Annotated in this window: 15 protein-coding genes; 12 read left to right on the top strand and 3 right to left on the bottom strand. The window is 72.6% G+C overall.

The annotated features are described in order from the left end of the window. The first annotated feature begins 1 nt into the window (after window position 1). Genes ABT340_RS21940 through ABT340_RS21915 form a run of 6 tightly spaced genes read left to right on the top strand, consistent with a single transcriptional unit; the run spans window position 2 to window position 11,229 of the window. Entirely contained in the window at window positions 2-1,969 is a 1,968-nt protein-coding gene (locus tag ABT340_RS21940) for a CRTAC1 family protein (protein ID WP_352012647.1), read from the top strand. After that, window positions 1,966-2,949: an enediyne biosynthesis protein gene (locus tag ABT340_RS21935; protein WP_352012646.1), complete on the top strand. Its 984-nt coding sequence runs from the start codon at window positions 1,966-1,968 to the stop codon at window positions 2,947-2,949. Before ABT340_RS21940 ends, ABT340_RS21935 begins: the two co-directional genes overlap by 4 nt. Further along, window positions 2,946-8,786, top strand: a complete 5,841-nt coding sequence (locus ABT340_RS21930; protein ID WP_352012645.1) for a type I polyketide synthase — start codon at window positions 2,946-2,948, stop codon at window positions 8,784-8,786. The genes ABT340_RS21935 and ABT340_RS21930 overlap by 4 nt, the downstream gene beginning before the upstream one ends. After that, complete coding sequence (locus ABT340_RS21925; RefSeq protein WP_352012644.1) at window positions 8,786-9,223, top strand: acyl-CoA thioesterase; 438 nt, start codon at window positions 8,786-8,788, stop codon at window positions 9,221-9,223. The genes ABT340_RS21930 and ABT340_RS21925 overlap by 1 nt, the downstream gene beginning before the upstream one ends. A gap of 24 nt (window positions 9,224-9,247) precedes the next feature. Then, window positions 9,248-9,826: a flavin reductase family protein gene (locus ABT340_RS21920; protein ID WP_352012643.1), complete on the top strand. Its 579-nt coding sequence runs from the start codon at window positions 9,248-9,250 to the stop codon at window positions 9,824-9,826. After that, on the top strand, window positions 9,823-11,229 hold the full coding sequence (locus ABT340_RS21915) for a cytochrome P450 (protein ID WP_352012642.1): 1,407 nt from the start codon (window positions 9,823-9,825) through the stop codon (window positions 11,227-11,229). Before ABT340_RS21920 ends, ABT340_RS21915 begins: the two co-directional genes overlap by 4 nt. 88 nt (window positions 11,230-11,317) lie before the next feature. On the opposite strand, the gene ABT340_RS21910 is transcribed toward ABT340_RS21915, so the two are convergent. Then, the gene (locus tag ABT340_RS21910; protein WP_352012641.1) at window positions 11,318-12,064 is read right to left on the bottom strand and encodes a helix-turn-helix domain-containing protein; all 747 of its coding nucleotides are present in this window, start codon (window positions 12,062-12,064) and stop codon (window positions 11,318-11,320) included. Window positions 12,065-12,614: 550 nt separating this feature from the next. On the opposite strand from ABT340_RS21910, the gene ABT340_RS21905 reads away from it, so the two are divergent. From ABT340_RS21905 to ABT340_RS21895, 3 genes are read left to right on the top strand one after another with little or no spacing between them, the layout of a single operon-like run. After that, the gene (locus ABT340_RS21905) at window positions 12,615-13,184 is read left to right on the top strand and encodes a DUF5987 family protein (protein ID WP_352012640.1); all 570 of its coding nucleotides are present in this window, start codon (window positions 12,615-12,617) and stop codon (window positions 13,182-13,184) included. Next, window positions 13,181-14,836, top strand: coding sequence for an FAD-dependent oxidoreductase (locus tag ABT340_RS21900; protein WP_352012639.1), 1,656 nt, complete (start codon window positions 13,181-13,183; stop codon window positions 14,834-14,836). The genes ABT340_RS21905 and ABT340_RS21900 overlap by 4 nt, the downstream gene beginning before the upstream one ends. A gap of 54 nt (window positions 14,837-14,890) precedes the next feature. Then, window positions 14,891-15,940 (top strand): carboxymuconolactone decarboxylase family protein, encoded by a 1,050-nt coding sequence (locus ABT340_RS21895; protein WP_352012638.1) that lies wholly within the window; start codon window positions 14,891-14,893, stop codon window positions 15,938-15,940. 94 nt (window positions 15,941-16,034) lie between these two features. Here ABT340_RS21895 and ABT340_RS21890 read toward each other — a convergent pair whose 3' ends face one another. Further along, a complete protein-coding gene (locus ABT340_RS21890; protein WP_352012637.1) occupies window positions 16,035-16,556 on the bottom strand; it encodes a hypothetical protein in 522 nt (173 codons plus the stop codon). A gap of 254 nt (window positions 16,557-16,810) precedes the next feature. Between ABT340_RS21890 and ABT340_RS21885 the strand changes: the two genes are divergently transcribed. Further along, entirely contained in the window at window positions 16,811-17,920 is a 1,110-nt protein-coding gene (locus tag ABT340_RS21885; protein ID WP_352012636.1) for an NAD-dependent epimerase/dehydratase family protein, read from the top strand. A 101-nt stretch (window positions 17,921-18,021) separates the two neighbouring features. Then, window positions 18,022-19,563 (top strand): acyl-CoA carboxylase subunit beta, encoded by a 1,542-nt coding sequence (locus tag ABT340_RS21880; protein WP_352012713.1) that lies wholly within the window; start codon window positions 18,022-18,024, stop codon window positions 19,561-19,563. A 33-nt stretch (window positions 19,564-19,596) separates the two neighbouring features. Here the strand turns inward: ABT340_RS21880 and ABT340_RS21875 are convergent, their stop codons facing one another. Further along, a complete protein-coding gene (locus ABT340_RS21875; RefSeq protein WP_352012635.1) occupies window positions 19,597-20,292 on the bottom strand; it encodes a TetR/AcrR family transcriptional regulator in 696 nt (231 codons plus the stop codon). Between the two features lie 84 nt (window positions 20,293-20,376). On the opposite strand from ABT340_RS21875, the gene ABT340_RS21870 reads away from it, so the two are divergent. Then, the gene (locus tag ABT340_RS21870) at window positions 20,377-21,528 is read left to right on the top strand and encodes a carotenoid oxygenase family protein (RefSeq protein WP_352012634.1); all 1,152 of its coding nucleotides are present in this window, start codon (window positions 20,377-20,379) and stop codon (window positions 21,526-21,528) included. The last annotated feature ends 90 nt before the right edge of the window (window positions 21,529-21,618 follow it).

The raw sequence follows: 21,618 nt of genomic DNA, 5'->3' as shown, positions 1-21,618 counted from the left end.
CGTGACAGCGACAGCGGGCTGGCTGCGCAGGCAGCTCCCCGGAGTCCTCGCGCTCGTGCTGATCGTGAGCGCGTTCGTGGTGGCCCGCATTCCCACGCCCTCGGCCGCGGACACGGCCCGCATGGCGAGCAGGTACTCCTTCGCCCCGATGTCCATCGCCCTGCCCGGAGGCTTCCGGCAGCAGGAGATCCGCGGGGTGCACCCCGACTACACGCACATCGACGCGTGGATCTCCTCGGTCGGGGCGGCGATCGCGATGAACGACCTCGACGGTGACGGCCTGTCCAACGACCTGTGCCTGGTCGACCCGCGCATCGACCAGACCGTGGTCACCCCCGTCCCCGGCGGGAAGACCGACAGGTACGCGCCCTTCGCGCTCGACCCCGGCGCGCTGCCCATGAACGACCACATCGCCCCCATGGGGTGCGTCCCCGGCGACTTCAACGAGGACGGCCGCCTCGACCTGCTCGTCTACATGTGGGGCCGTACGCCGATCCTCTACCTCGCCAGGCCGGGTGCCACCAGGCTCGGCCCCGGCGCCTACCGGCCGGTCGAGCTGGTGCCCGGCCCCAACGCCACCGGTGGCCTCTACAGCGGCCCGCAGTGGAACACCAACGCCGCGACCGTGGCGGACTTCGACGGCGACGGACACGACGACGTCTTCATCGGCAACTACTTCCCGCAGAGCGCGGTGCTCGACTCCCGCGGCACCGGCCTGGTGCGCATGAACCACTCCATGTCCGACGCGCACAACGGCGGGGACGACTTCTTCTTCCGCTGGACCGGCTCGGTCACCGGAGCCGACCCCTCGGTCACCTACCAGCGGCTCGACGACGTCCTGCCCGAGACGGCCTCCAAGGGGTGGGAGCTCGCCGCCGCCGCCACCGACCTCGACGGCGACCAGCTGCCCGAGCTGTACCTCGCCAACGACTTCGGCCCCGACCGGATGTTCTACAACCGCTCGACGCCCGGCCACATCAGGCTCTCGCTCGTCGAGGGGGTGCGCTCGCCGCTGATCCCCAAGTCCAAGACGATCGGCCACGACTCCTTCAAGGGCATGGGCCTCGACTTCGGCGACCTCAACGGTGACGGCGTCTACGACATGTTCGTCAGCAACATCACCACCTCCTTCGGCATCGAGGAGAGCAACTTCCAGTTCATGTCCGCCTCCGGCGACAAGGCCGCCCTGCGCGAGAGGCTCAGCCGGGGCGAGGCGCCGTGGACCGACCGCAGCGCCCAGGCGCGCACCGCCTGGTCGGGCTGGGGCTGGGACGTCAAGATCGACGACTTCGACAACGGCGGGGACCTCAGCATCGTCCAGGCCACCGGGTTCGTGAAGGGCGAGGTCGACCGCTGGCCGCAGCTGCAGGAACTGGCCACGGCCAACGACCAGCTGCTGCAGAACCCCTACTGGTGGCCGAACGTGCGCGCGGGCGACGACGTCGCGGGAACCCAGACGCTGCACTTCTTCGTCAGGTGTCCCGACGGCACCTACGTCGACGTGGCCAGGGAACTCGGGCTGGCCGTACCGGTGCCGACGCGGGGGGTCGCGACCGGTGACGCCGACGGCGACGGCAGGCTCGACTTCGCGGTCGCCAGGCAGTGGGGCGAGCCCGTCTTCTACCGCAACCAGAGCCCCTCACCCGGGGCCTTCCTCGAACTGCGGCTGACCCGCGAGGCCACCCCGGTTCCCGGCGCGCTGCCCGCCCCCGGCTCGCCGGTGACCGGCGCGCAGGTCACGGTGACGACGCCGGACGGGCGCAGGCTCCTCGGCAGGGTGGACGGCGGCAGCGGGCACTCGGGCAAGCGCAGCAGCGAGGTGCACATCGGGCTCGGCAGGAACGTCACCGGTCCCGTGCGGGTCAACCTGCGCTGGCGCGACCGGGCCGGACAGGTACACGACCAGGATCTTCAGCTGACGCCGGGCAGGCACCGCCTCGAACTCGGCGGCCAGGCCAAGGAGAGATGACCGAGATGTCTGACAGGACGCACAACCCCCCGCGCCACGACCCCAAGGTCACCATCGCACTGCGCAACTTCGCGATATCCATCACGGTCTTCAACACCGTCGGCTACATCCTCCTCGGGTTCGAGCAGCCGTGGCTGTGGCCCTTCGTCGCCGTGGCGACCGGCTACGTGGTGGAGATCGCGCTTGAGTTCGTCTCGGCCAGGGCCGAGGGACGGGCGCCGCGCTACACGGGCAACGGCCCGCGCGGCCTGGTGGAGTTCCTCTACCCGGCGCACATCACCAGCCTGGCCATGAACATGCTCATCTACGTCAACGACCAGATCCTGGTGATGATCTTCGGGGTGGTCGTCGCGGTCGGCGCCAAGTGGGTGCTGCGGGCACCGGTCCGCGGGAAGATGCGGCACTTCATGAACCCGTCGAACTTCGGCATCGCCGTCATCCTGCTGATCCTGCCCTGGGCCAGCATCGCGCCGCCGTACCACTTCACGGAGAACGTCGACACCTGGATCGACTGGCTCATTCCCGCGATCATCATCCTCGGCGGCAGCATGATCAACGGCAAGCTCACCGGGCGGATGTGGCTGATCGCCGCCTGGGTCGGCGGCTTCGCCGTGCAGGCGGTCCTGCGCGGCCTGTTCTTCGGCACCTCGATCTCCGGGGCGCTGGGCATGATGACCGGCGTCGCCTTCATCCTCTTCACCAACTACATGGTCACCGACCCGGGGACGAGCCCGTCGAGACCCGCGGCGCAGATGCTCTTCGGCGGCGGCGTCGCCCTGACGTACGGCCTCCTCACGGCCGTGCACATCCCCTACGGCATCTTCTTCGCCACCGCGGCCGTCTGCCTCGTCCGCGGGGTCTTCCTGTGGTCGCTCCACTTCGTGGACAAGGGCCGCGAGCAGCGCGAGACCCTGGCGCGCCTGACCGCGCGCGCCCAGGACGGCCTGGCGAGCACCGGCAAGGAGGTCGCCTCGGTATGAGCAGGATCGCGATCGTCGGCATGGCGTGCCGCTATCCCGACGCCGCCTCGCCGAGGGAACTGTGGGAGAACGTCCTGGCCGGACGGCGGGCGTTCCGCAGGCTGCCCGACACGCGCATGCGGCTTGAGGACTACTGGGACGCCGACCCGGCCGCCCCCGACCGCTTCTACGCGCGCAACGCGGCCGTCATCGAGGGCTACGCCTTCGACCGGATCGGTTACAAGATCGCCGGAAGCACCTACCGCTCGACCGACCTCACCCACTGGCTGGCGCTCGACACGGCCGCGCTCGCCCTGGCCGACGCGGGCTTCCCCGGCGCGGAGGGACTGGCCAGGGAACGCACCGGCGTCATCGTCGGCAACACCCTCACCGGGGAGTTCGCCAGGGCCAACCTGATGCGGCTGCGCTGGCCGTACGTGCGGCGCACCGTCGCGGCGGCGCTCAAGGAGCGGGACTGGGACGACGAACGGCTCGCCGGTTTCCTCGACGACCTGGAGGCCGCCTACAAGAGCCCCTTCCCCGTCCCCGACGAGGACACCCTGGCGGGCGGGCTCTCCAACACGATCGCCGGGCGCATCTGCAACCACTTCGACCTCAAGGGCGGCGGCTACACCGTGGACGGCGCCTGCTCCTCCTCACTGCTGTCGGTGGTCACCGCGGCCAGGGCCCTGGCCGACGGCGACCTCGACGTGGCCGTCGCGGGCGGGGTCGACCTGTCCATCGACCCGTTCGAGATCGTGGGCTTCGCCAAGACCGGCGCCCTGGCCAGGGGGGAGATGCGGCTCTACGACCGCGGGTCGAACGGCTTCTGGCCCGGCGAGGGCTGCGGGATGGTCGTGCTGATGCGCGAGCGGGACGCCGTCGAGGCCGGAAGACGGATCTACGCGACCGTCGCCGGGTGGGGCGTCTCCTCGGACGGAAGGGGCGGCATCACCAGGCCCGAGGTCAGCGGGTACCGGCTGGCGCTGCGCCGCGCCTACGAACGGGCGGGCTTCGGCATCGAGACCGTCGCCATGTTCGAGGGGCACGGCACCGGCACCGAGGTCGGCGACAGGACCGAGCTCACGGCCCTGACCCAGGCCCTCTCCCACGCCGGCGGCCCGCGTGCGGCGATCAGCTCGATCAAGGGGATGATCGGGCACACCAAGGCCGCGGCCGGGGTCGCCGGGCTCATCAAGGCCACCCTGGCGGTGCACCACCAGGTGCTGCCGCCGACCACGGGCTGCGTCGACCCGCACCCGGTGCTGACGCAGGAGACGGCGCGGCTGCGGGTGCTGCGCAAGGCGGAGCCGTGGCCCGGCGGGACGCCGGTGCGCGCGGGCGTGACCGCCATGGGCTTCGGCGGCATCAACACCCACGTGGTCCTTGAGAAGCCCGGCCCGCGCAGGCAGGCCAGGTTCGACGGCAGGACCAGGGCGCTCGCCTCCTCGGCCCAGGACGCCGAACTGCTGATGCTCGACGGCGCCTCACCGCCAGAGTTGCGCGAACGCCTGGCCGAGCTGGCGGACTTCGTGCCCGCCCTGTCGTACGCGGAGCTGGGCGACCTGGCCGCCACGCTCCAGCGTGAGCTGCGCGGCCTGCCGTACCGGGCGGCCGTCGTCGTCTCCTCGCCCGAGGACGCCGAACGCGGGCTGCGCCGGGTGCTCGCGGCCCTCGACGCGGGGGAGATCCCGCTGTTCTCCGCCGACGGCAGGGGCTTCCTCGGCCACGTGAGCGGGCCGGGCAGGATCGGCTACCTCTTCCCCGGGCAGGGTTCGGGCAGGGGCACCAGCGGCGGTGCCCTGCGCAGGCGCTTCGCCGAGGTCGAGGAGGTCTACCTCAGGGCGGACCTGCCCTCGGGCGGCGACATGGTCGCGACCGAGGTGGCCCAGCCGCGCATCGTCACCGGCTCCGTCGCGGGCCTGCGCGCCCTGGCCGTCCTCGGCGTCGAGGCGGACGTCGCCGTCGGCCACAGCCTGGGCGAGCTGTCCGCGCTGCACTGGGCGGGGGCGATGGACGAGGAGACCCTGCTGCGGGTCGCCGCGGCCAGGGGCAGGGCCATGTCCGAGCACGCCGCCTCGGGGACCATGGCGGGCATCGCCGCCTCCCCGGACGCGGTCACCGCCCTGACCGGGGACCTGCCCGTCGTGATCGCCGGATACAACGGCCCCCGGCAGACCGTCGTGGCCGGGCCGGCCGACGCCGTACGGGAGGCCGGGCGCAGGGCCCTCGCGGAGGGGCTGCAGTGGACCCCTCTGCGGGTGTCGCACGCCTTCCACTCGCCGCTCGTCGCGCCCGCCGCGCGGGAACTGGGCGAACGGCTGGCCGGAGAGGAGTTCGACCGGGTCGGGGCGCGCGTCGTCTCCACGGTCACCGGGGAGGCGCTGACGCCGGAGACCGACATCCCGGCGCTGCTGCGCAGGCAGGTCACCGACCCCGTGCTGTTCGCCCAGGCGGTGGAACTGGCGGCCAAGGACATCGACCTGTTCGTCGAGGTCGGCCCCGGACGGGTGCTCAGCGGGCTGGCCGCCGCGGTGACCGACGTGCCCGCGGTCGCGCTGGACACCGACGAGGAGTCGTCGGCCGGGCTGCTGCGGGTGGTCGCCGCCGCCTACGTCGCCGGAGCCCCGGTCGCGCACGAGGCGCTCTTCCACGGCAGGCTGGTCAGGCCGCTGCGGCTCGGCGAGCCGCTGTCGTTCTTCGAGAGCCCCTGCGAGCGGGCCCCCGAGGTACGGCTGAGCCCCGCCGTACGGCCCGCGGAGCGGCGGGAGACCCCGCGGGCCCCGCTGCCGCCGCAGGAGGGCGGCGAGGAGGAGAGCGCCCTGGACATGCTGCGGAGGCTGGCCGCGGAGCGCGCCGAGCTGCCCATGGACATGGTGCGTGCCGACAGCCACCTGCTCGACGACCTGCACCTGAGCTCCATCACGGTCGGGCAGATCGTCAACCAGGCGGCCCGGCGGATGGGCCTGTCCTCGGCGCAGGCGCCGACCAACTTCGCCACGGCGACCGTGATGGAGCTGGCCGACGCCCTGGGCACGCTCGCCGAGACAGGACAGGGCCAGGAGACGGCGGCGACGGTCGCCGGCGCCGCCGCCTGGGCCAGGCCGTTCGCCGTGGACCTCGACGAGGTGCCGCCGCCCGCCGCACGCGTACGGGAGGACAACGGCCGCTGGACGCTGTACACGGCGGGGGAGCACCCCTTCGCCGAGACGCTGCGCCGGGAGCTCGAAGGGGCGGGCGTCGGCCGGGGAGTCCTGGTCTGCCTGCCGCCCGAGTGCGCGCGGCAGGACCTGGAGCAGGCCCTGCTCGGTGCCCAGGCGGCCCTGGCGGCCGAGCCGGGGACCCGGTTCGTCCTGGTACAGCACGGCAGAGGCGCCGCCGGACTGGCCAGGACGCTCTTCCTTGAGGCGCCCCACCTGCGCACGACCGTCGCGCACGTGCCGGTGACCGGACAGGCCGTCGGCTGGGTCGTCGGCGAGGTCGCGGCGACCACACGTTACGCGGAGGCCCACTACGACGAGGAGGGCACACGCCGGGTGCCGACCCTGCGCGCCATGCCCGTACGGCCCACCCGGGTCGTCCAGTCGCTGGACGGCACGGACGTGCTGCTGGTGACCGGAGGAGGCAAGGGCATCACCGCCGAGTGCGCGCTCGCCCTGGCCTCCGACAGCGGCGCCGCCCTCGTCGTCGTCGGACGCTCAGACCCGGAGCAGGACGAGGAGCTCGCGGCCAACCTGCGGCGGATGTCCGACACCGGGGTGACCGTCAGGTACGCCAGGGCCGACGTCACCGACGCGGACGGGCTGCGCGCGGCCGTGGCGGAGGCGACGGCGGAGACCGGGCCGGTCACCGCGGTGCTGCACGGCGCGGGACGCAACGAGCCGGGCGCGATCACCGGCCTGGACATGGCGGCCTTCCACCGCACCCTCGCCCCCAAGGTCGACGGGCTGCGGGCGGTGCTCGACGCGGTCGATCCCGGCTCGCTGCGCCTGCTGGTGACGTTCGGCAGCATCATCGGCCGGGCGGGACTGCGCGGGGAGGGGCACTACGCCACCGCGAACGAGTGGCTGGCCTGCCTCACCGAGGAGGTCGCCCGCGACCACCCCGGCTGCCGTGCCCTGTGCGTCGAGTGGTCGGTCTGGTCGGGTGTCGGCATGGGGGAGCGGCTCGACGTCGTCGAGACGCTGTCCCGGGACGGCGTCACCCCGATCACCCCCGACCAGGGGGTAAGGATCATGCGCAGGCTGCTGGCCGACCCCGAGACGCCCACCGTCGTGGTGGTCAGCGGGCGCACCGAGGGCGTCGGCACCGTCCGCCACGACCTGCCCCCGCTGCCGCTGCTGCGCTTCGTCGGCAGGCCGCTGGTCCGCTACCACGGCGTCGAACTGGTCGTCGAGACCGAGCTGAACGCGGGCACCGACCTCTACCTCGCCGACCACCACCTCGACGGCAACCTGCTCTTCCCCGCGGTCTTCGGCATGGAGGCGATGACCCAGGTGGCCGTGGCGACCCTCGGCACGGCCCGGGAGAGGCCGCCGACGATCGAGCAGGCCGAGTTCCTGCGGCCCATCGTGGTGCCGCCGGACGGCACGACGACGATCAGGATCGCCGCCGCCGTCACCGGGGACGAGACCGTCGAGGTCGCCGTGCGCAGCGCGGAGACCGGCTTCGACGCCGACCACTTCAGGGCGCGGCTGCGCTTCGACGGGGAGGCGGCCCAGGACGGGCCGCCGGAGCAGGTCGCCGAGGGGCTGCCCCCGGTACCGCTCGACCCGGCGGCCGACCTGTACGGCGAGATCCTGTTCCAGGGCGGGCGTTTCCAGCGGCTGCGCCGCTACCACAGGGCCGCGGCCAGGCACGTCGACGCCGACGTGGCGGCGGACGGGGACACCGGCTGGTTCGCCGGGTTCCTCTCCGGTGAGCTGCTGCTCGGCGACCCCGGCGTACGCGACGCGCTGATGCACGGCAACCAGGTCTGCGTGCCGGACGCGACGCTGCTGCCCTCGGGGATCGAACGCCTCCAGCCGGGCGGCGCCGCGCTGACCGAGGCGGACGGGCTGCGCTACTGCGCGACCGAACGGCTGCGCGACGGCGACACCTACGTCTACGACATCGCCGTGCGGGACGGCGCGGGCCGGGTCGTCGAGCGCTGGGACGGGCTGCGGCTGCGGGCCGTACGTAAGGGGGACGGGCGGGGGCCGTGGGTCGCGCCGCTGCTCGGCCCCTACCTGGAGCGTACGGTCGAGGACCTGACCGGGGCCGCCGTCGCCGTCGTCGTCGAACCCGGCCCCGCCGAGCCTGACCCTGGGCCCGGCCCCGACCTGCGGAGCCTGCCCGACCTGCCCCACCTGCCGGAACGGACCGGGAGCACGGCGGAGCGCAGGGCCATGACCACCGTGGCGGCCGGGCGCGCCCTCGGGCGTCCCGTCGAGGTCCGCCACCGCCCCGACGGGCGGCCCGAGGTGGACGGCGGCAGGACGGTCTCGGCCTCCCACGGCGCCGGGCTGACCCTGTGCGTCGTGGCCGTCGGCACGACCGGCTGCGACGTCGAGACCGTGCGGGAACGGACGGTCGAGGACTGGCGGGGACTGCTCGGCCCGCACTTCGGGCTCGCCGAGCTGGTCGCGATGGAGCTGGGCGGCAGCCTGGACGCCGCGGCGACACGCGTGTGGGCCGCCGCCGAGTGCCTGCGCAAGGCGGGCCTGCCCCCTGGGGCGCCGCTCACCTGGACCTCGGAGCGGCGGGACGCGTGGACGGTCCTCGCCTCCGGCGGCCTGCGGGTCGCGACACTGGTGACGACGCTGCGGGACGCCGTGGAGCCGGTGGTCTTCGCGATCCTCACCGAGGGGCGGCGGTGATGGGCAACTACTTCGAGTATCTGCACACGGTCGGCTTCGAGGAGACCAACCTCGTCGGCAACGTCTACTACGTCAACTACCTGCGCTGGCAGGGGCGCTGCCGGGAGATGTTCCTCAAGCTCCACGCCCCCGGCGTGCTCGGCGAGCTGCAGGAGGACCTGAAGCTGTTCACGCTGCGGGTGGACTGCGAGTTCTTCGCCGAGATCACGGCCTTCGACGAGCTGTCCATCAGGATGCGCCTGGTGGACCTCGCCCAGACCCAGATCGAGTTCGGCTTCGACTACGTCCGGCTCGACCCGGGAGAGGCCCCATGCGGGGAGACGCTGGTCGCCAGGGGCAGGCAGCGGGTCGCGTGCATGCGCGGCCCGAACAGCCGGACCGTCCCGGCCAGGGTCCCCGAGCCGCTGACCCGCGCGCTCGAACCATACCTGTCCTAGGAACGGCCAACCGGGGAGATCAGTATGAGCGTCAATCCTGAGCCGTCCCACGAGACGGGTTCCGCCGGACCGGAGCCGGAAACCGGGACGAGCGCCGTGGCGGACCCCAAGGCGATGCGCAGGGCGTTCGGGATGTTCGCCACCGGCGTCACCGTGGTGACCGTCGGCGGCGGCGGTCCGCACGCCATGACGGCCAACTCCTTCACCTCGGTCTCGCTCGACCCGCCGCTCGTGCTGGTCTGCGTCGACCGCGGCGCGATCATGCACGGCTGCCTCGCCGCGGAGGGGACCTTCGGGGTCTCCGTCCTGGCCGCCGGCCAGGAGCCCCTGGCCAGGCACTTCTCCAACCGGTGGCGGCCCCTGGGAGCCGCCCAGTTCGACACCGTCGACTGGCTTCCCGGGCCGCTCACCGGCGCCCCGCTGCTCGCGGGCACACTCGCGCGCTTCGAGTGCGAGCTGTGGCGCGCCTACGACGGAGGCGACCACTCGATCTTCGTCGGGCGGGTGCTCTCCATGGAACAGCAGGACGACCGGGACGGCCTGCTGTTCTTCCACGGCAGGTTCCGCCGGATCATCCCAGATCGAAGCGAGGTGACAGCTTGAACCCCACCGGAGGAGGCGCCGCGGCCGTGCCGGGCGGCGGGGCGTCGTCCCCGGCGCCCGGCCGGCTGAGACCGCCCGGACCGCCGCGCAGAGCCGCGATGGGCCTGTTCCTGAAACTGGCCCGTGACCGGCTCTCGCTGATGACGTCGGCCGCCGAGCGGTACGGCGACGCGGTCCGGATCTCCCTCGGGCCGAAGACGCTCTACTTCTTCAACCACCCCGACCACGCCAAGCACGTGCTGGCCGACAACAGCGCCGGCTACCACAAGGGGATCGGACTGGTCCAGGCGCGCCGTGCCCTCGGGGACGGGCTGCTGACCAGCGAGGGCGAGCTGTGGCGCAAACAGCGCAGGATGATCCAGCCCGCCTTCCAGCACCGGCGGATCGCCCAGCAGGCGGGTGCCGTCGCGGAGGAGGCGGCGGGACTGGTCGGCAGGCTGCGGGCGCACCGGGAGGGCGAGCCGGTCGACGTGCTGGGGGAGGTGACCGCCCTGACGCTCGGGGTGCTCGGCCGTACCCTGCTGGACGCCGACCTGGGCGCCTTCGGCTCGGTCGCGCACTCCTTCGAGGCCGTGCAGGACCAGGCGATGTTCGAGATGGTCACGCTCGGCGCGGTGCCGACATGGCTTCCGCTGCCCAGGCAGCTGCGCTTCCGCCGGGCCCGTGAGCAGTTGCAGCGGGTCGTCGACCGCCTGGTGGCCGAACGTTCGGCGCGCGGCGCGGCCGAGGGGGACGACGTGCTGTCCCGGCTGATCGTCTCGACTGGGCAGGAGACCGATCCCCGGGTCGGCGGCAGGCGGATGAGGGACGAGCTGATCACCCTGATGCTCGCCGGGCACGAGACGACGGCCAGCACCCTGGGGTGGACCTTCCACCTGGTGGACCGCAACCCCGGGGTGTGGGACGGGCTGCACGCCGAGGCGGTCGAGGTGCTCGGTGACCGGCTGCCCGGCTACGAGGACCTGCACCGGCTGAGGTACACCACGATGGTGGTCGAGGAGGCCATGCGGCTCTACCCGCCGGTGTGGATCCTGACGCGCAGCGCGCAGCGGGACGACCTGGTCGGCGCCTACCACGTGCCGGCCGGGGCGGACGTGCTGATCTGCCCCTACACGCTGCACCGGCATCCGGGGTTCTGGAGGGACCCTGAGCGCTTCGACCCGGAACGGTTCGCCCCCGAGGGAGCCGCCTCCCGGCCGAGGTACGCCTACATTCCCTTCGGCGCCGGTCCCCGCTTCTGCGTCGGCAACAGCCTGGGCATGATGGAGGCGGTCTTCGTGGTCGCGATGGTCGCCAGGGAGCTGCGCCTGACCGGGGTTCCCGGCCACCGGGTGGTCGCCGAGCCCATGCTCTCGCTCAGGATGCGCGGAGGGCTCCCGATGACGGTGCGCCCGGCCGGGTGAGGGGGTTTTCGGGGCGGGAGGTTCCGGGACGGGACGGCGACGGCCGCAGGCCTTCATGGCTGCGGCCGTTTCCGATGGGCGCGGGAGGTCAGCTCGCCACCGAGTTGAGCGCCACCAGGCGCACGTCGAGCAGGGCGAGCAGCACCGGGGGGTCGAGGGTTCCCATCGGCCGCAGCTGTACGTCGGCGGGCTTGACCACGACGTCGCGCCGCACCGTGATCGGTCCGTAGCTCCCGACGTAGAGTGACGGGTCCCTGCCCAGACTGCTGATGATCTTCTCATTTCCCGGGGCGACGGAGTGGGCCAGCAGATGCCAGGTGCCCTGGGGCACCCTCTCAAGCACGTAGGGGCCGGGCCTGCGCAGCACCGTGCAGCGGACCGGCGGCCCCTGTGGGATGCAGGTGGGGAAAAGCCCGACGAAGATGAGGCCGCACTGACCCGTGGTCGGAGCCCAGATCTTGCCCTGGACGGTCGTCAGCCGGGTCTCCTCACCGTCGTTCCTGCCGCTGGTGAGGATCAGCGGGGCGAAACCGCCGTGCTGCCGGTAGGTGGTCGGCGCGAGACCGACGCAGCTCTTGAAACGGGAACTGAAGGTGCCGACGCTTGAGTAGCCGACCTGGATGCTGATGTCGGCGACGCTCAGCGAGGTCGACAGGAGCAGCCGTTTGGCCTCCTGCAGCCGCAACGCCGACAGGAAACGCCCAGGTGAGATACCGGTTACCTGTCTGAAGACCCGGGAGAAGTGAAATTTGCTGAACATGGCGGTGCGGGCCATGTCATCGATGGTGAGCTCGTCGCCGAGATGCTCACGCATGGTCTCGATAACTCGTCTCACAGCTTTCTCAAGAACTTCCTCCATCATTCCTCTCCGTGTGTTGAATATTCATCAATATGAATGACGGGAAAGGTCGGCCTGTAGTCGGCTGGTCGTCTCGGAGAGTTCGACTCCCATATTCATTCGCCCCTTCCGGGGCTTGTATGTGCCAGTCGAACGACTAATAAAAAAGATCGGCATCAATATTTCTAAATCAACATCTGACTGCTGTCAACTGTGCTAGTGAAGCGTGCTCACCGTGTCTGAGCTGCTACTCTAGGTTGTGAGCGGCGTTAATTGGGTGTTAGTGCGCCACAGAAAACCCTGAAGAATGAGGCTTGACAGGACGGCAATTCAGAAGATGCGTCGGACGGGGTGCCGCTCGGACGATGGATCAGACCGGAACTGAATTCGATATGTGAGTTCCAATTGGTCGCAGATCCCGCCGTGCCGGGCCAGGGCCTCGACGTCCCGCGCCCGCTGCCGGGCCGGTCCGTGAAACGAGGGTTCGGCCGACGCGCCGGCTTCCGGCCCCCACGCCGCACCCCCTCGCCGACAGGAGGAAACGCCGGTGCAACCGGGTATCCCAGACGAAGAACAGGCCAGGACCATGACGCTGGAGGCCTTCGCGGACACGATCGTCCCCGGTGAGAAGCGCTCACCCGGCGACGAGGCGGTCGCGGGGGCGGCGGCGGGCGGGGGCGCGGTCGCCGCGGGCGCCGTCGAACTGCTCGAAACCCCCGCGGCCGGGCTGGCGCCCGCGCTCGGTGACCTCGCCCGGCTGCTCAACGAGCACGCGCGGGCCTACGCGGACCAGAACGGGATCGACCTGACCGCGGCGCTGCCGCCGTTCGTGGCCCTGCCGTTCCCGCATCGGACCGCCCTGGTCGGGATACTGACCTCCCCCGGTCACCCGGAGCGGGAGGTGTGGGTCAGCGTCGCGCTGTTCAGCAACATGGCCTTCGACACCGCGGCCCACATGCACACCCTCGACGCCCTGGCCGCCGGTCACCCGGGGCTGACGGCGATGGGCTTCTCCGGGCCGCAGGAGGACGGCCTGTGGCGCTTCCCCGTCTACTCCTACGGCCGCGAACTGGCCCGCCTCCACCCGGCGACGACCTCAACGGGGAGCCCCGCATGACCGTGACCGAGACGACGGACGTCCTCGTGGTCGGCAGCGGCTTCGGCGGCGCGATCACGGCCTACCACCTCGCGGCGGGCGGCGCGCGGGTCGTGGTGCTCGAACGCGGTCCCTGGCTGCAGGGCGAGGACTTCGACCACGACTTCAAACTCGGGTCGAGCTACACGCGGATCTTCGACTTCGTGGTCGGCGACGGCATGAGCCTGCTCGGCGGCAACTGCGTCGGCGGCGGCAGCGTCGTGTACTTCGCCGCCATGCCCCGCGCCCCCCGCTTCGTCTTCGACCGCAGGGGGGCCATCGGCCGCAGGATGTGGCCCAAGGCCGTCACCCGCGACACCCTGGAGCCCTGGTACGACCGGGTGGCCGAGGCACTGCCCGTGACCAGGCAGGACTGGGACGCGGTCACCTACTCGGGCGGCCTGTTCGCGGCGGCGTGCGCGCACGCGGGGCGCACGGCCAACCCGGTGCCGGTCGCCATCGACGGCGAGAGGTGCACCAACTGCAACTGGATGATGGCCGGGTGCCGCTTCGACGCCAAACGGTCGCTGCTGTTCAACTACCTGCCCGCCGCGGTGGCGCACGGCGCCCAGGTACGGCCCATGCACGAGGTGCAGCGCCTGACCAGGAACGACGACGGCGGCTACCGGGTGCACTACGACATCGTCGACGACGAGGACTACCGGGTGCACACCGGGAGCGGGACGATCGACGCCAAGATCGTGATCCTGGCCGCGGGCGCCGGGGCGACCCCGGTGATCCTGCAGCGCTCCGCGCCGGACCTGGGGGCCATGCCGTACGCGGTCGGCAGGTACTTCTCCGGCAACGGCGAGCGGCTCAACACCGCGATCCTCAACGAGGACAGGGTCCGTGACCTGCTCGGGCTGTCCCGCGGAGACGGCCCGGCCTACGCGGCCTCCCAGATCGGCAAGGGGCCGTGCGTGGCGAGCTGGGACCGCCTGGACGGCACGCTGCCCGAGTACTCCCGCTACTCGCTGGAGCAGCTCTACTTCCCGCCCGGCTTCGGCACCATCCTCGCCCAGGTGCCCGACGCCACCGGCCCGACCTGGTTCGGCGCGGAGAAGAAGGAGATCGTACGGCGCTGGCAGTCGTGGCTGACCGTCTTCACGATGAGCGAGGACGACAACGAGGGAGTCTTCGGACCGCCTCCGCCGACGGGCAACGCCGTACGGATCTCACAGCAGATGCTCGGGCGCGGCCCCATCCAGTACCGCCCGACCGCCAACACGCTGCGCGGCTGGGAACTGGCCGACGCCGAGGTCCGCGACATCCTGGAGCGCGACGGGCTGTCCAGGGTGATGCCGTGGACCAACGACGTGGTCGGCGCCTACACCGTGCACCCGCTGGCCTCCTGCCGCATCGGCGACGACCCCAGCACCTCGGCGCTCGACGACCGCCACGAACTGCGCGGGCACCCGGGCATCTTCGTCACCGACGGCTCGGCCGTGCCGGGGGCGCTGACGGTCAACCCGGCGATGACCATCGCGGCGCTGGCCGAACGCGCCGTCCCGGGCATCGTGCGGGCCGCCAGGCAGCGCGGCGTCGAGGTCACCTACGGCGCCCCCTCCCCGGACGGCGCCACGAGCGGCAGGCGCGCCGCGCTGCCGTTCGTGCCCAGCCTGACGCACAAGTAGCCCCCCGGGCGCGGGCGGGTGAGCCCGCGCCCGGCCGACCTCAGGGAGCGCGCGATGGAAACGACACTCCTGCGGCGGGTCCTCAGGAAACCGCTGCGCGGCTCGCTCCGCCAGGTCAGGCACGTCCGCCCGGTGCCGCCCGCGCGGGCGCGGGGCCTGGTCGCCGAGGTGTACACGCGCTCGGAACGGGAGTTCGGCATGCTGGCGCCGCCGGTCGCCCTGCACTCGCCCGCCCCGGAGATCCTGGCCGCCTGCTGGATGATGCTGCGGGAGACGCTGCTGACCGGCGGCGGACCGGGCCGGGCGGTCAGGGAGGCGGTCGCGACCGGCGTCTCGCTCGGCAACGCCTGCCCCTACTGCGCGGGCGTGCACGGCGCCGCCCTGGGCGGCCTGGTCCCCCCGGAGGGTGGCGCGCGGCGTGATCTCGCGCCGGTCGAGGAGTGGGCCAGGGCGAGCGGGACGCGCGGGCGGGCGACGCCGTTCCCCGGGGAACAGGCCGCCGAGCCCGTCGGGGTCCTCGTCGGGGTCGCGGTCACCTTCCACTACCTCAACCGCATGGTCAACGTGTTCCTCGACGAGACGCCGCTGCCGCCGCGGACACCGGGGATGGCACGCGGCACCCTCATGCGGACGCTGGGCCGGCTCATGCGGCCGACCGGTGGGGGCGTCGAGCCGGGCGGCTCGCTCGACCTGCTGCCCATGGCCCCGCTGCCCGGCGACCTGTCCTGGGCGGCGGGCGCGCCGGGCGTCGCGGGCGCCTTCGCCCGCGCGGCCTCGGCGATCGAGGCGGCGGGCCGCCGTTCGGTGCCGGGCCCCGTCCGTGACCTGCTGACGGCCAGGCTGGCGGCCTGGGACGGCGGCCACCCCGGGCTCGGCGGGGCGTGGGCGGAGGAGGCGGTCGCGGACCTGGCCGCCGAGGACCGCCCCGCCGGGCGGCTGGCCCTGCTGACGGCCTTCGCCTCCTACCGGGTCGGCGAGGCCGACGTGGACGCCTTCAGGGAGAGCCGCGGGACGGGAGACCGGGAGCTGGTCGAACTGACCGCGTGGGCGAGCATGGCCGCGGCCAGGACGGTGGGCGGCTGGACGCGCGGGGAAAGTCCGTGAACCCCTTTCCCCGGCCGGTGGAAAACGCCCGGCCGCGGCACGGGAAACGCGCCGCGGCCGGACATTCGAGAAAGCTTTCCTTTTCCGGGGGCCCTCAGGTGCGCGCCGTCGCGCAGCCACACGCCATGGCCGACCGCTCGGATTCGTTCGGACGGCGGTGCAGGACCATCGCGACCACCATCGGGGCGAAGACGACGGCGTTGTAGAACAGGTGCAGCTCGACCCGGGGAAAGAAGACCTGCAGGACACTCGTGGGGACCGGCCTGCCCATCAGGTGGTTGCCGGTCATCGCCTGCAGGAGCAGCAGCAGGTGCTCGAAGTGGTGCCAGACCTGGATGCCGAGTGAGATGTTCCACCAGGTGCGGGAACGGCCGGTGAACCCCTTCCTGAGCATGACGAGACCGATGAGCATGAACAACGCGTAGCCGTAGTGCATCCACTCGGAGGTCACCAGCCACGGGAACGGCAGCCCGAGCACGCCGCGCGCCTGCGGGACCGGCCAGCCGAGGACGTAGATCTGCACGGCCTGCGCCACGTGCTCTGCCCAGTGGGCGACGACGAGCACGAGGAAGACGTTCAGCCAGGTCCTGTGCCGGGGTCCGTTGACAATTGCCATTCTTCCAGGAAAGCGACCCGCCGAAGCCGCCTCAGAAGCCATGCGGAAACCTCCGCTCTCGCGCCGAACAATTTCTCTGACGTTGCGACGACAACGTCGTCAACCGTAGCGGTGCCGAATCGGCCGCTTCTTCTCCTGGATTGCCGAATTCGCCTTACGCGGACGATAACGCCGGTCCGCTGAAAGCACAATGGGAGAAGACAATGGGATCTTCACTCGTGCACGCTTGCTGCGAAACGCCCAGTGATTCCGCCATGAGCGAGGTATTTCTGATGCTGGTGAGCGTGACAGGCGGCACCGGATTCGTCGGGGCCCATTCGGTCGCGGCGTTCCTGCGGGCGGGGCACCGGGTCCGCCTGCTCGTCCGCGAACCGTCCGGGGTCGCCCGCGCCCTGGCCCCTCTCCTGCCCGGCCCCGCGCCGGGCGGGAACGCCGACGAGGACACCTTCGCGGGCACCTTCGGGGACGCCGTCGAGGTGGTGACCGGAGACGTCACCGACGGTGAGGCGGTCGGCCGGGCGGTGCGGGGGGCGGACGCCGTGCTGCACGCGGCGGCGGTCTACACCTTCGACAGCAGACGGCGCGCGAGTGTGCGGCGGACCAACGAGCGGGGCGCCGAGGTCGTGCTCGGGGCCGCGCGCGCGGCGGGAGCCGACCCGATCATCCACGTCTCCAGCGTCGCGGCGTTGTTCCCCGCCCCCGGCGGGGTCGTCCGCGAGGACACCCCCGTCGGCAGGCCCCGCGAGCCGTACATGGCGAGCAAGGCGGCGGCCGAGGCCGTGGCCCGGGGCCACCAGCGGGAGGGCGCCCCGGTGGTGATCACCTACCCGCCGGCCCTGCTCGGCCCGCACGACCCCAGGCTCGGCGACCAGACCGCCAGGCTCCGTGACGTCCTGCGGGGCCTGATGCCGGTCTGGCCGCTCGGCGGGCTGCCACTCGGCGACGTGCGGGACACCGCCGCGCTGCACGCCGGACTGCTCACGCCGTACGGCGGCGGCCCGGCCAGGCACTTCGGGCCCGGCCACTACCTGACGACCCGGCGCTATGTGGAGGTGCTGCGCGAGGTGACCGGACGCCGCCTGCCGACGCTCTTCCTGCCCGCCCGCGCCATGCTCCCGGCCGGGCTGCTGGCCGACCTCGCGCAGCGGGTGTGCCCCTGGCACATCCCGGCGCAGTACGGCGCCGTCTACGTGTGCGCCTGCGCGACACGGGTGGCGGAGGGGGCGAGCACCGGCGGCGTCGTCCCGCGGCCCGTCGCCGAGACGGTCGGCGAGACCGTGCGCTGGCTGCACGCCAACGGGTCGCTGTCGGACCGGCAGGCGGGCACGGCGCGCGGGGACCTGACGCCGGTGAGGGCGTCGTGACCCCGGCAGGCAGGCGGACCGGCCTGCGGGACGACGTCAAAGACGTGCCCGCCCCCTCCGACGCGCGAGGGGAGGACGGGCCCGGCGAGCCGCCGCGCTCGATGGACCTGCTGCGTGAGCGGCACGGCAGGTTGCGCGGCCGGATCGCCGCGGGCTCCCGGGCCGCGGTCGAGCGGCAGCGGTCGCTGGGCAAACGGACGGCGCGGGAGCGGCTCGACCTGCTGCTCGACGAGGGCTCCTTCACCGAGATCGACATGTACCGCCGCCACCAGGCGAACGACCTGGGGATGGGTGAGCGGCGCCCGCACACCGACGGGGTGGTCGCCGGCTCGGGCACGGTGGACGGGCGCCGGGTCTTCGTCTACGCCCAGGACTTCACGATCTTCGGCGGCTCGCTGGGCCACGCGCACGCGGCGAAGATCCACAAGGTGATGGACCTGGCGATCGCCACCGGAGCGCCCCTCATCGGGCTCAACGACAGCGGCGGCGCCCGTATCCAGGAGGGGGTGATGTCCCTGGACGGCTACGGCGGCATCTTCCGCCGCAACGTCCAGGCCTCCGGCGTGATCCCGCAGATCAGCGTGATCCTCGGCCCCTGCGCCGGGGGAGCGGCCTACTCCCCGGCCCTGGCCGACTTCACCTTCATGGTCCGCGAGACCGCGCGGATGTACCTGACCGGCCCCGACGTCGTCGAGGCGGTCAGCGGCAGGCGGGTCACCCACGACGAACTGGGCGGCGCCGAGGTGCACGGCGGTCGCTCCGGGGTGGCCACCTTCGTGCACGACGACGAGGAGAGCGCGCTTGAGGACGTGCGCTACCTGCTGTCCCTGCTGCCGAGCAACAACCTGGAGCCGCCGCCCGCCGGGCCGCCGCGCCAGGCCACGACCGACCACCGGCCCGGGTTCGCCGAGATCGTGCCCGTCGAGCCGAACAGGCCGTACGACATCCGCTCGGTCGTCGCCGAACTGGTCGACGACGGCGAGTTCCTCGAACTGCAGGAGGGCTGGGCGCCGAACGTGGTGTGCGCGCTGGCCCGCGTCGACGGCGAGGTGGTCGGCCTGGTCGGCAACCAGCCCATGGTGCTCGCGGGGGTCCTGGACGTCGCGGCGTCACAGAAGGCGGCGAGGTTCGTCCGCTTCTGCGATGCCTTCGGCATCCCGCTGGTGACACTGGTCGACGTCCCCGGCTTCCTGCCCGGCCCCGACCAGGAGCACGCGGGCATCATCAGGCACGGCGCCAAACTGCTGTACGCCTACTGCGAGGCCACCGTGCCCCGCGTCCAGGTCATCCTGCGCAAGGCGTACGGCGGCGCCTACATCGTGATGGACTCCCGCTCCATCGGCTGCGACCTCTCCCTGGCCTGGCCGACGAACGAGATCGCCGTGATGGGCGCGCAGGGAGCGGTCAACGTCATCTTCCGCAAGGAACTGGCCGCCGCGGCCGACCCGGCCGAACTGGCCGCCGAACTCGTCGCCGAGTACTCCGAGCGGCTCATGCACCCGCACTACGCCGCGGAACGGGGGCTGGTCGACGACGTGATCGACCCGGCGGAGACACGCGCCGCGGTCGCGCGCGCCCTGGCCATGCTGCGCAACAAGCGCCAGACGCCGCCGCAGCGCAAACACGGCAACATCCCCCTCTAGGTTCCGTTCCGCGGAGCCTCACGCCCGCCGCGGTCACGCAGGCGGTGCCTCGCGGAACAGGCCCTGACCTCCGGTCTCCTCGACCTCGGCCCGCATCCGGTCCCCGGACAGGGCGACCGATCTCCTCGCGCTGTCCAGGTCGTCCCCCGAGCTGACCATCAGGGCGGTGAGCTGGGCCTCGAAGCAGCGCTCGGCGTCGTAGGGGGCGATGAGGTAGCCGCCGAGCTCCAGGGTGACCAGCCCGTGGATCGCGCTCCACATCTGGTGGGCGACGAGTTCGGCGTCCTCCGCCCTGAACCGGCCCGCCTCGAAGCAGCGGGTGGCGCACTTGACGACGTTGCCCAGCGTGTAGCGCCCGTGCTGGCGGTCCTCCTCCGTCAGGGAGAAGCCGGCCAGCGACGCCCCGCCGAACATCACCGCGTACAGATGCGGGTTGGCCAGCGCGTTGTGGCGGTAGGCCCTGCCGAGCAGCGCCATGTCGGCCACCGGGTCACCGGTCTGGCGCACGTGGGTGAGATGGCGCTGCAGCCGGGCGAACCCCTCGTGCACGATCTCCCGCACCAGCCCGCTCATGCCCCCGAAGTGGGTGTAGACCGCCATCGTCGAGCTGTCGGCCTCGGTGGCGAGCCGCCGGGTCGACAGGGCCTGCGGTCCCTCCTCGGCGAGCAGCCGGGCGGCGATGTCGACCAGTGCGGGACGTGTCCTGGGGTCTGCTCGGCGGGGACTCATGTTGACAAGTATTACATAACGCCGATATGTTTCTAAGCACAACACCGTTATGGTATTGCTGACCCCGCCCGGAGGAGGCGCCTCATGGCCGCCCCAGCTCGCGCGTCCGGCCCGGCCCCCACCTGGGTGCCGTCACCGTTGCGGCTCCCCGTCGAGGGAGCCCTTCCCGAGGGGCTCGACGGGTGCTTCCTGCAGGCCTTCCCGCATCCTCTCGGCGACGGAAGGACCCTCCTGTCCGGCGTCGGCCTGCGCGGGGGAGAGGCCTTCCGGCACCGCGCCCGCACGACCGTCCCTCCGGCGAGCCCCTTCGGGCCGGTGCCCGCCCTGGCCCCCGCCGTACGGCCCGCGAACCCCGGCGGCCGGGTCCCCGGGCCCCTCTCGCTCGCCAGGCCCGTCCGCGACCCCGCCACCGGCCGGTGGCACGCCGTCGCCTCCTACCCCGGGCTGGGACACGCCGAGCACCTGGTCGCCGACTCCGGCGGCGCCGTCCGCCACGCCCGGCCCTTCGCCCTCGACGGCGCGCCCCTCATGAGCGCCGCCGCCCTCACCGGGCACCACGTCGTCGTGTTCGACCCGCCGGTCCTCCACGACCGCGCCGCCGCCCTGGCCGGGACCCGCCCGCCGTACTCCTGGCGGCCGGGCGCGAGGGCGCGCGTCGGCCTGCTGCCCCGCGAGGGGGCGCCGGAGCCGCGCTGGTTCGAGATCGGCCCCTGCCACGTCTCCCGGGCGGTGAACGCCTACGAGGAGGACGGGAAGGTCGTGGTCGACGCCGTGCGCCACCCCCGGGCCTATGACGGGGCCCCCGGCCCGCAGGGGTCGCCGCGGCTGTGGCGCTGGACACTCGACCCGGTCACCGGCGCCGTCGGGGAACGGGAGCTGGCACCGGGGGCGGAGACGGCCCTGGCCGACGAGCGGGCGACGGGGCGCGCGCACCGCCACGTGTTCGGCTCCCGTGACCCGCGGGAGGGCGCCGCGCTCGTCCGGTACGACCTGAGGACCGGCGGCCTCCGGGAACACCGGCTCGGCGCGGGGAAGCGCGCCGGGGACCCCGTGTTCGTGCCCCGGGGGCCGGCTGAGGGCGACGGCTGGCTCCTCGTCTTCGTCCGGGACGACGCCAGGCGAGAGGGCGGGTTGCTGGTGCTCGACGCGCTCGACCTGGCGGCCGGGCCGTACGCCGTCGTCCACGTCCCCTGCCCGCCGCCCGCCTACGGCCGCGCCGCCTGGCTGCCCGCCTGACCCCGGCGGAGAGCCGCACCGGAGAGCGCCGGAGAGCGCCGGAGAGCATCGCAATCCGGGAGATGCGCTGTACAGCGGGCGGATGTGACG

The organism is Streptosporangium sp. NPDC000239 (genome assembly GCF_040300765.1).
Taxonomy (GTDB): domain Bacteria; phylum Actinomycetota; class Actinomycetes; order Streptosporangiales; family Streptosporangiaceae; genus Streptosporangium.
Note: the sequence above shows the minus strand (reverse complement) of the source record. Positions and strands in the feature narration are given on the sequence as shown.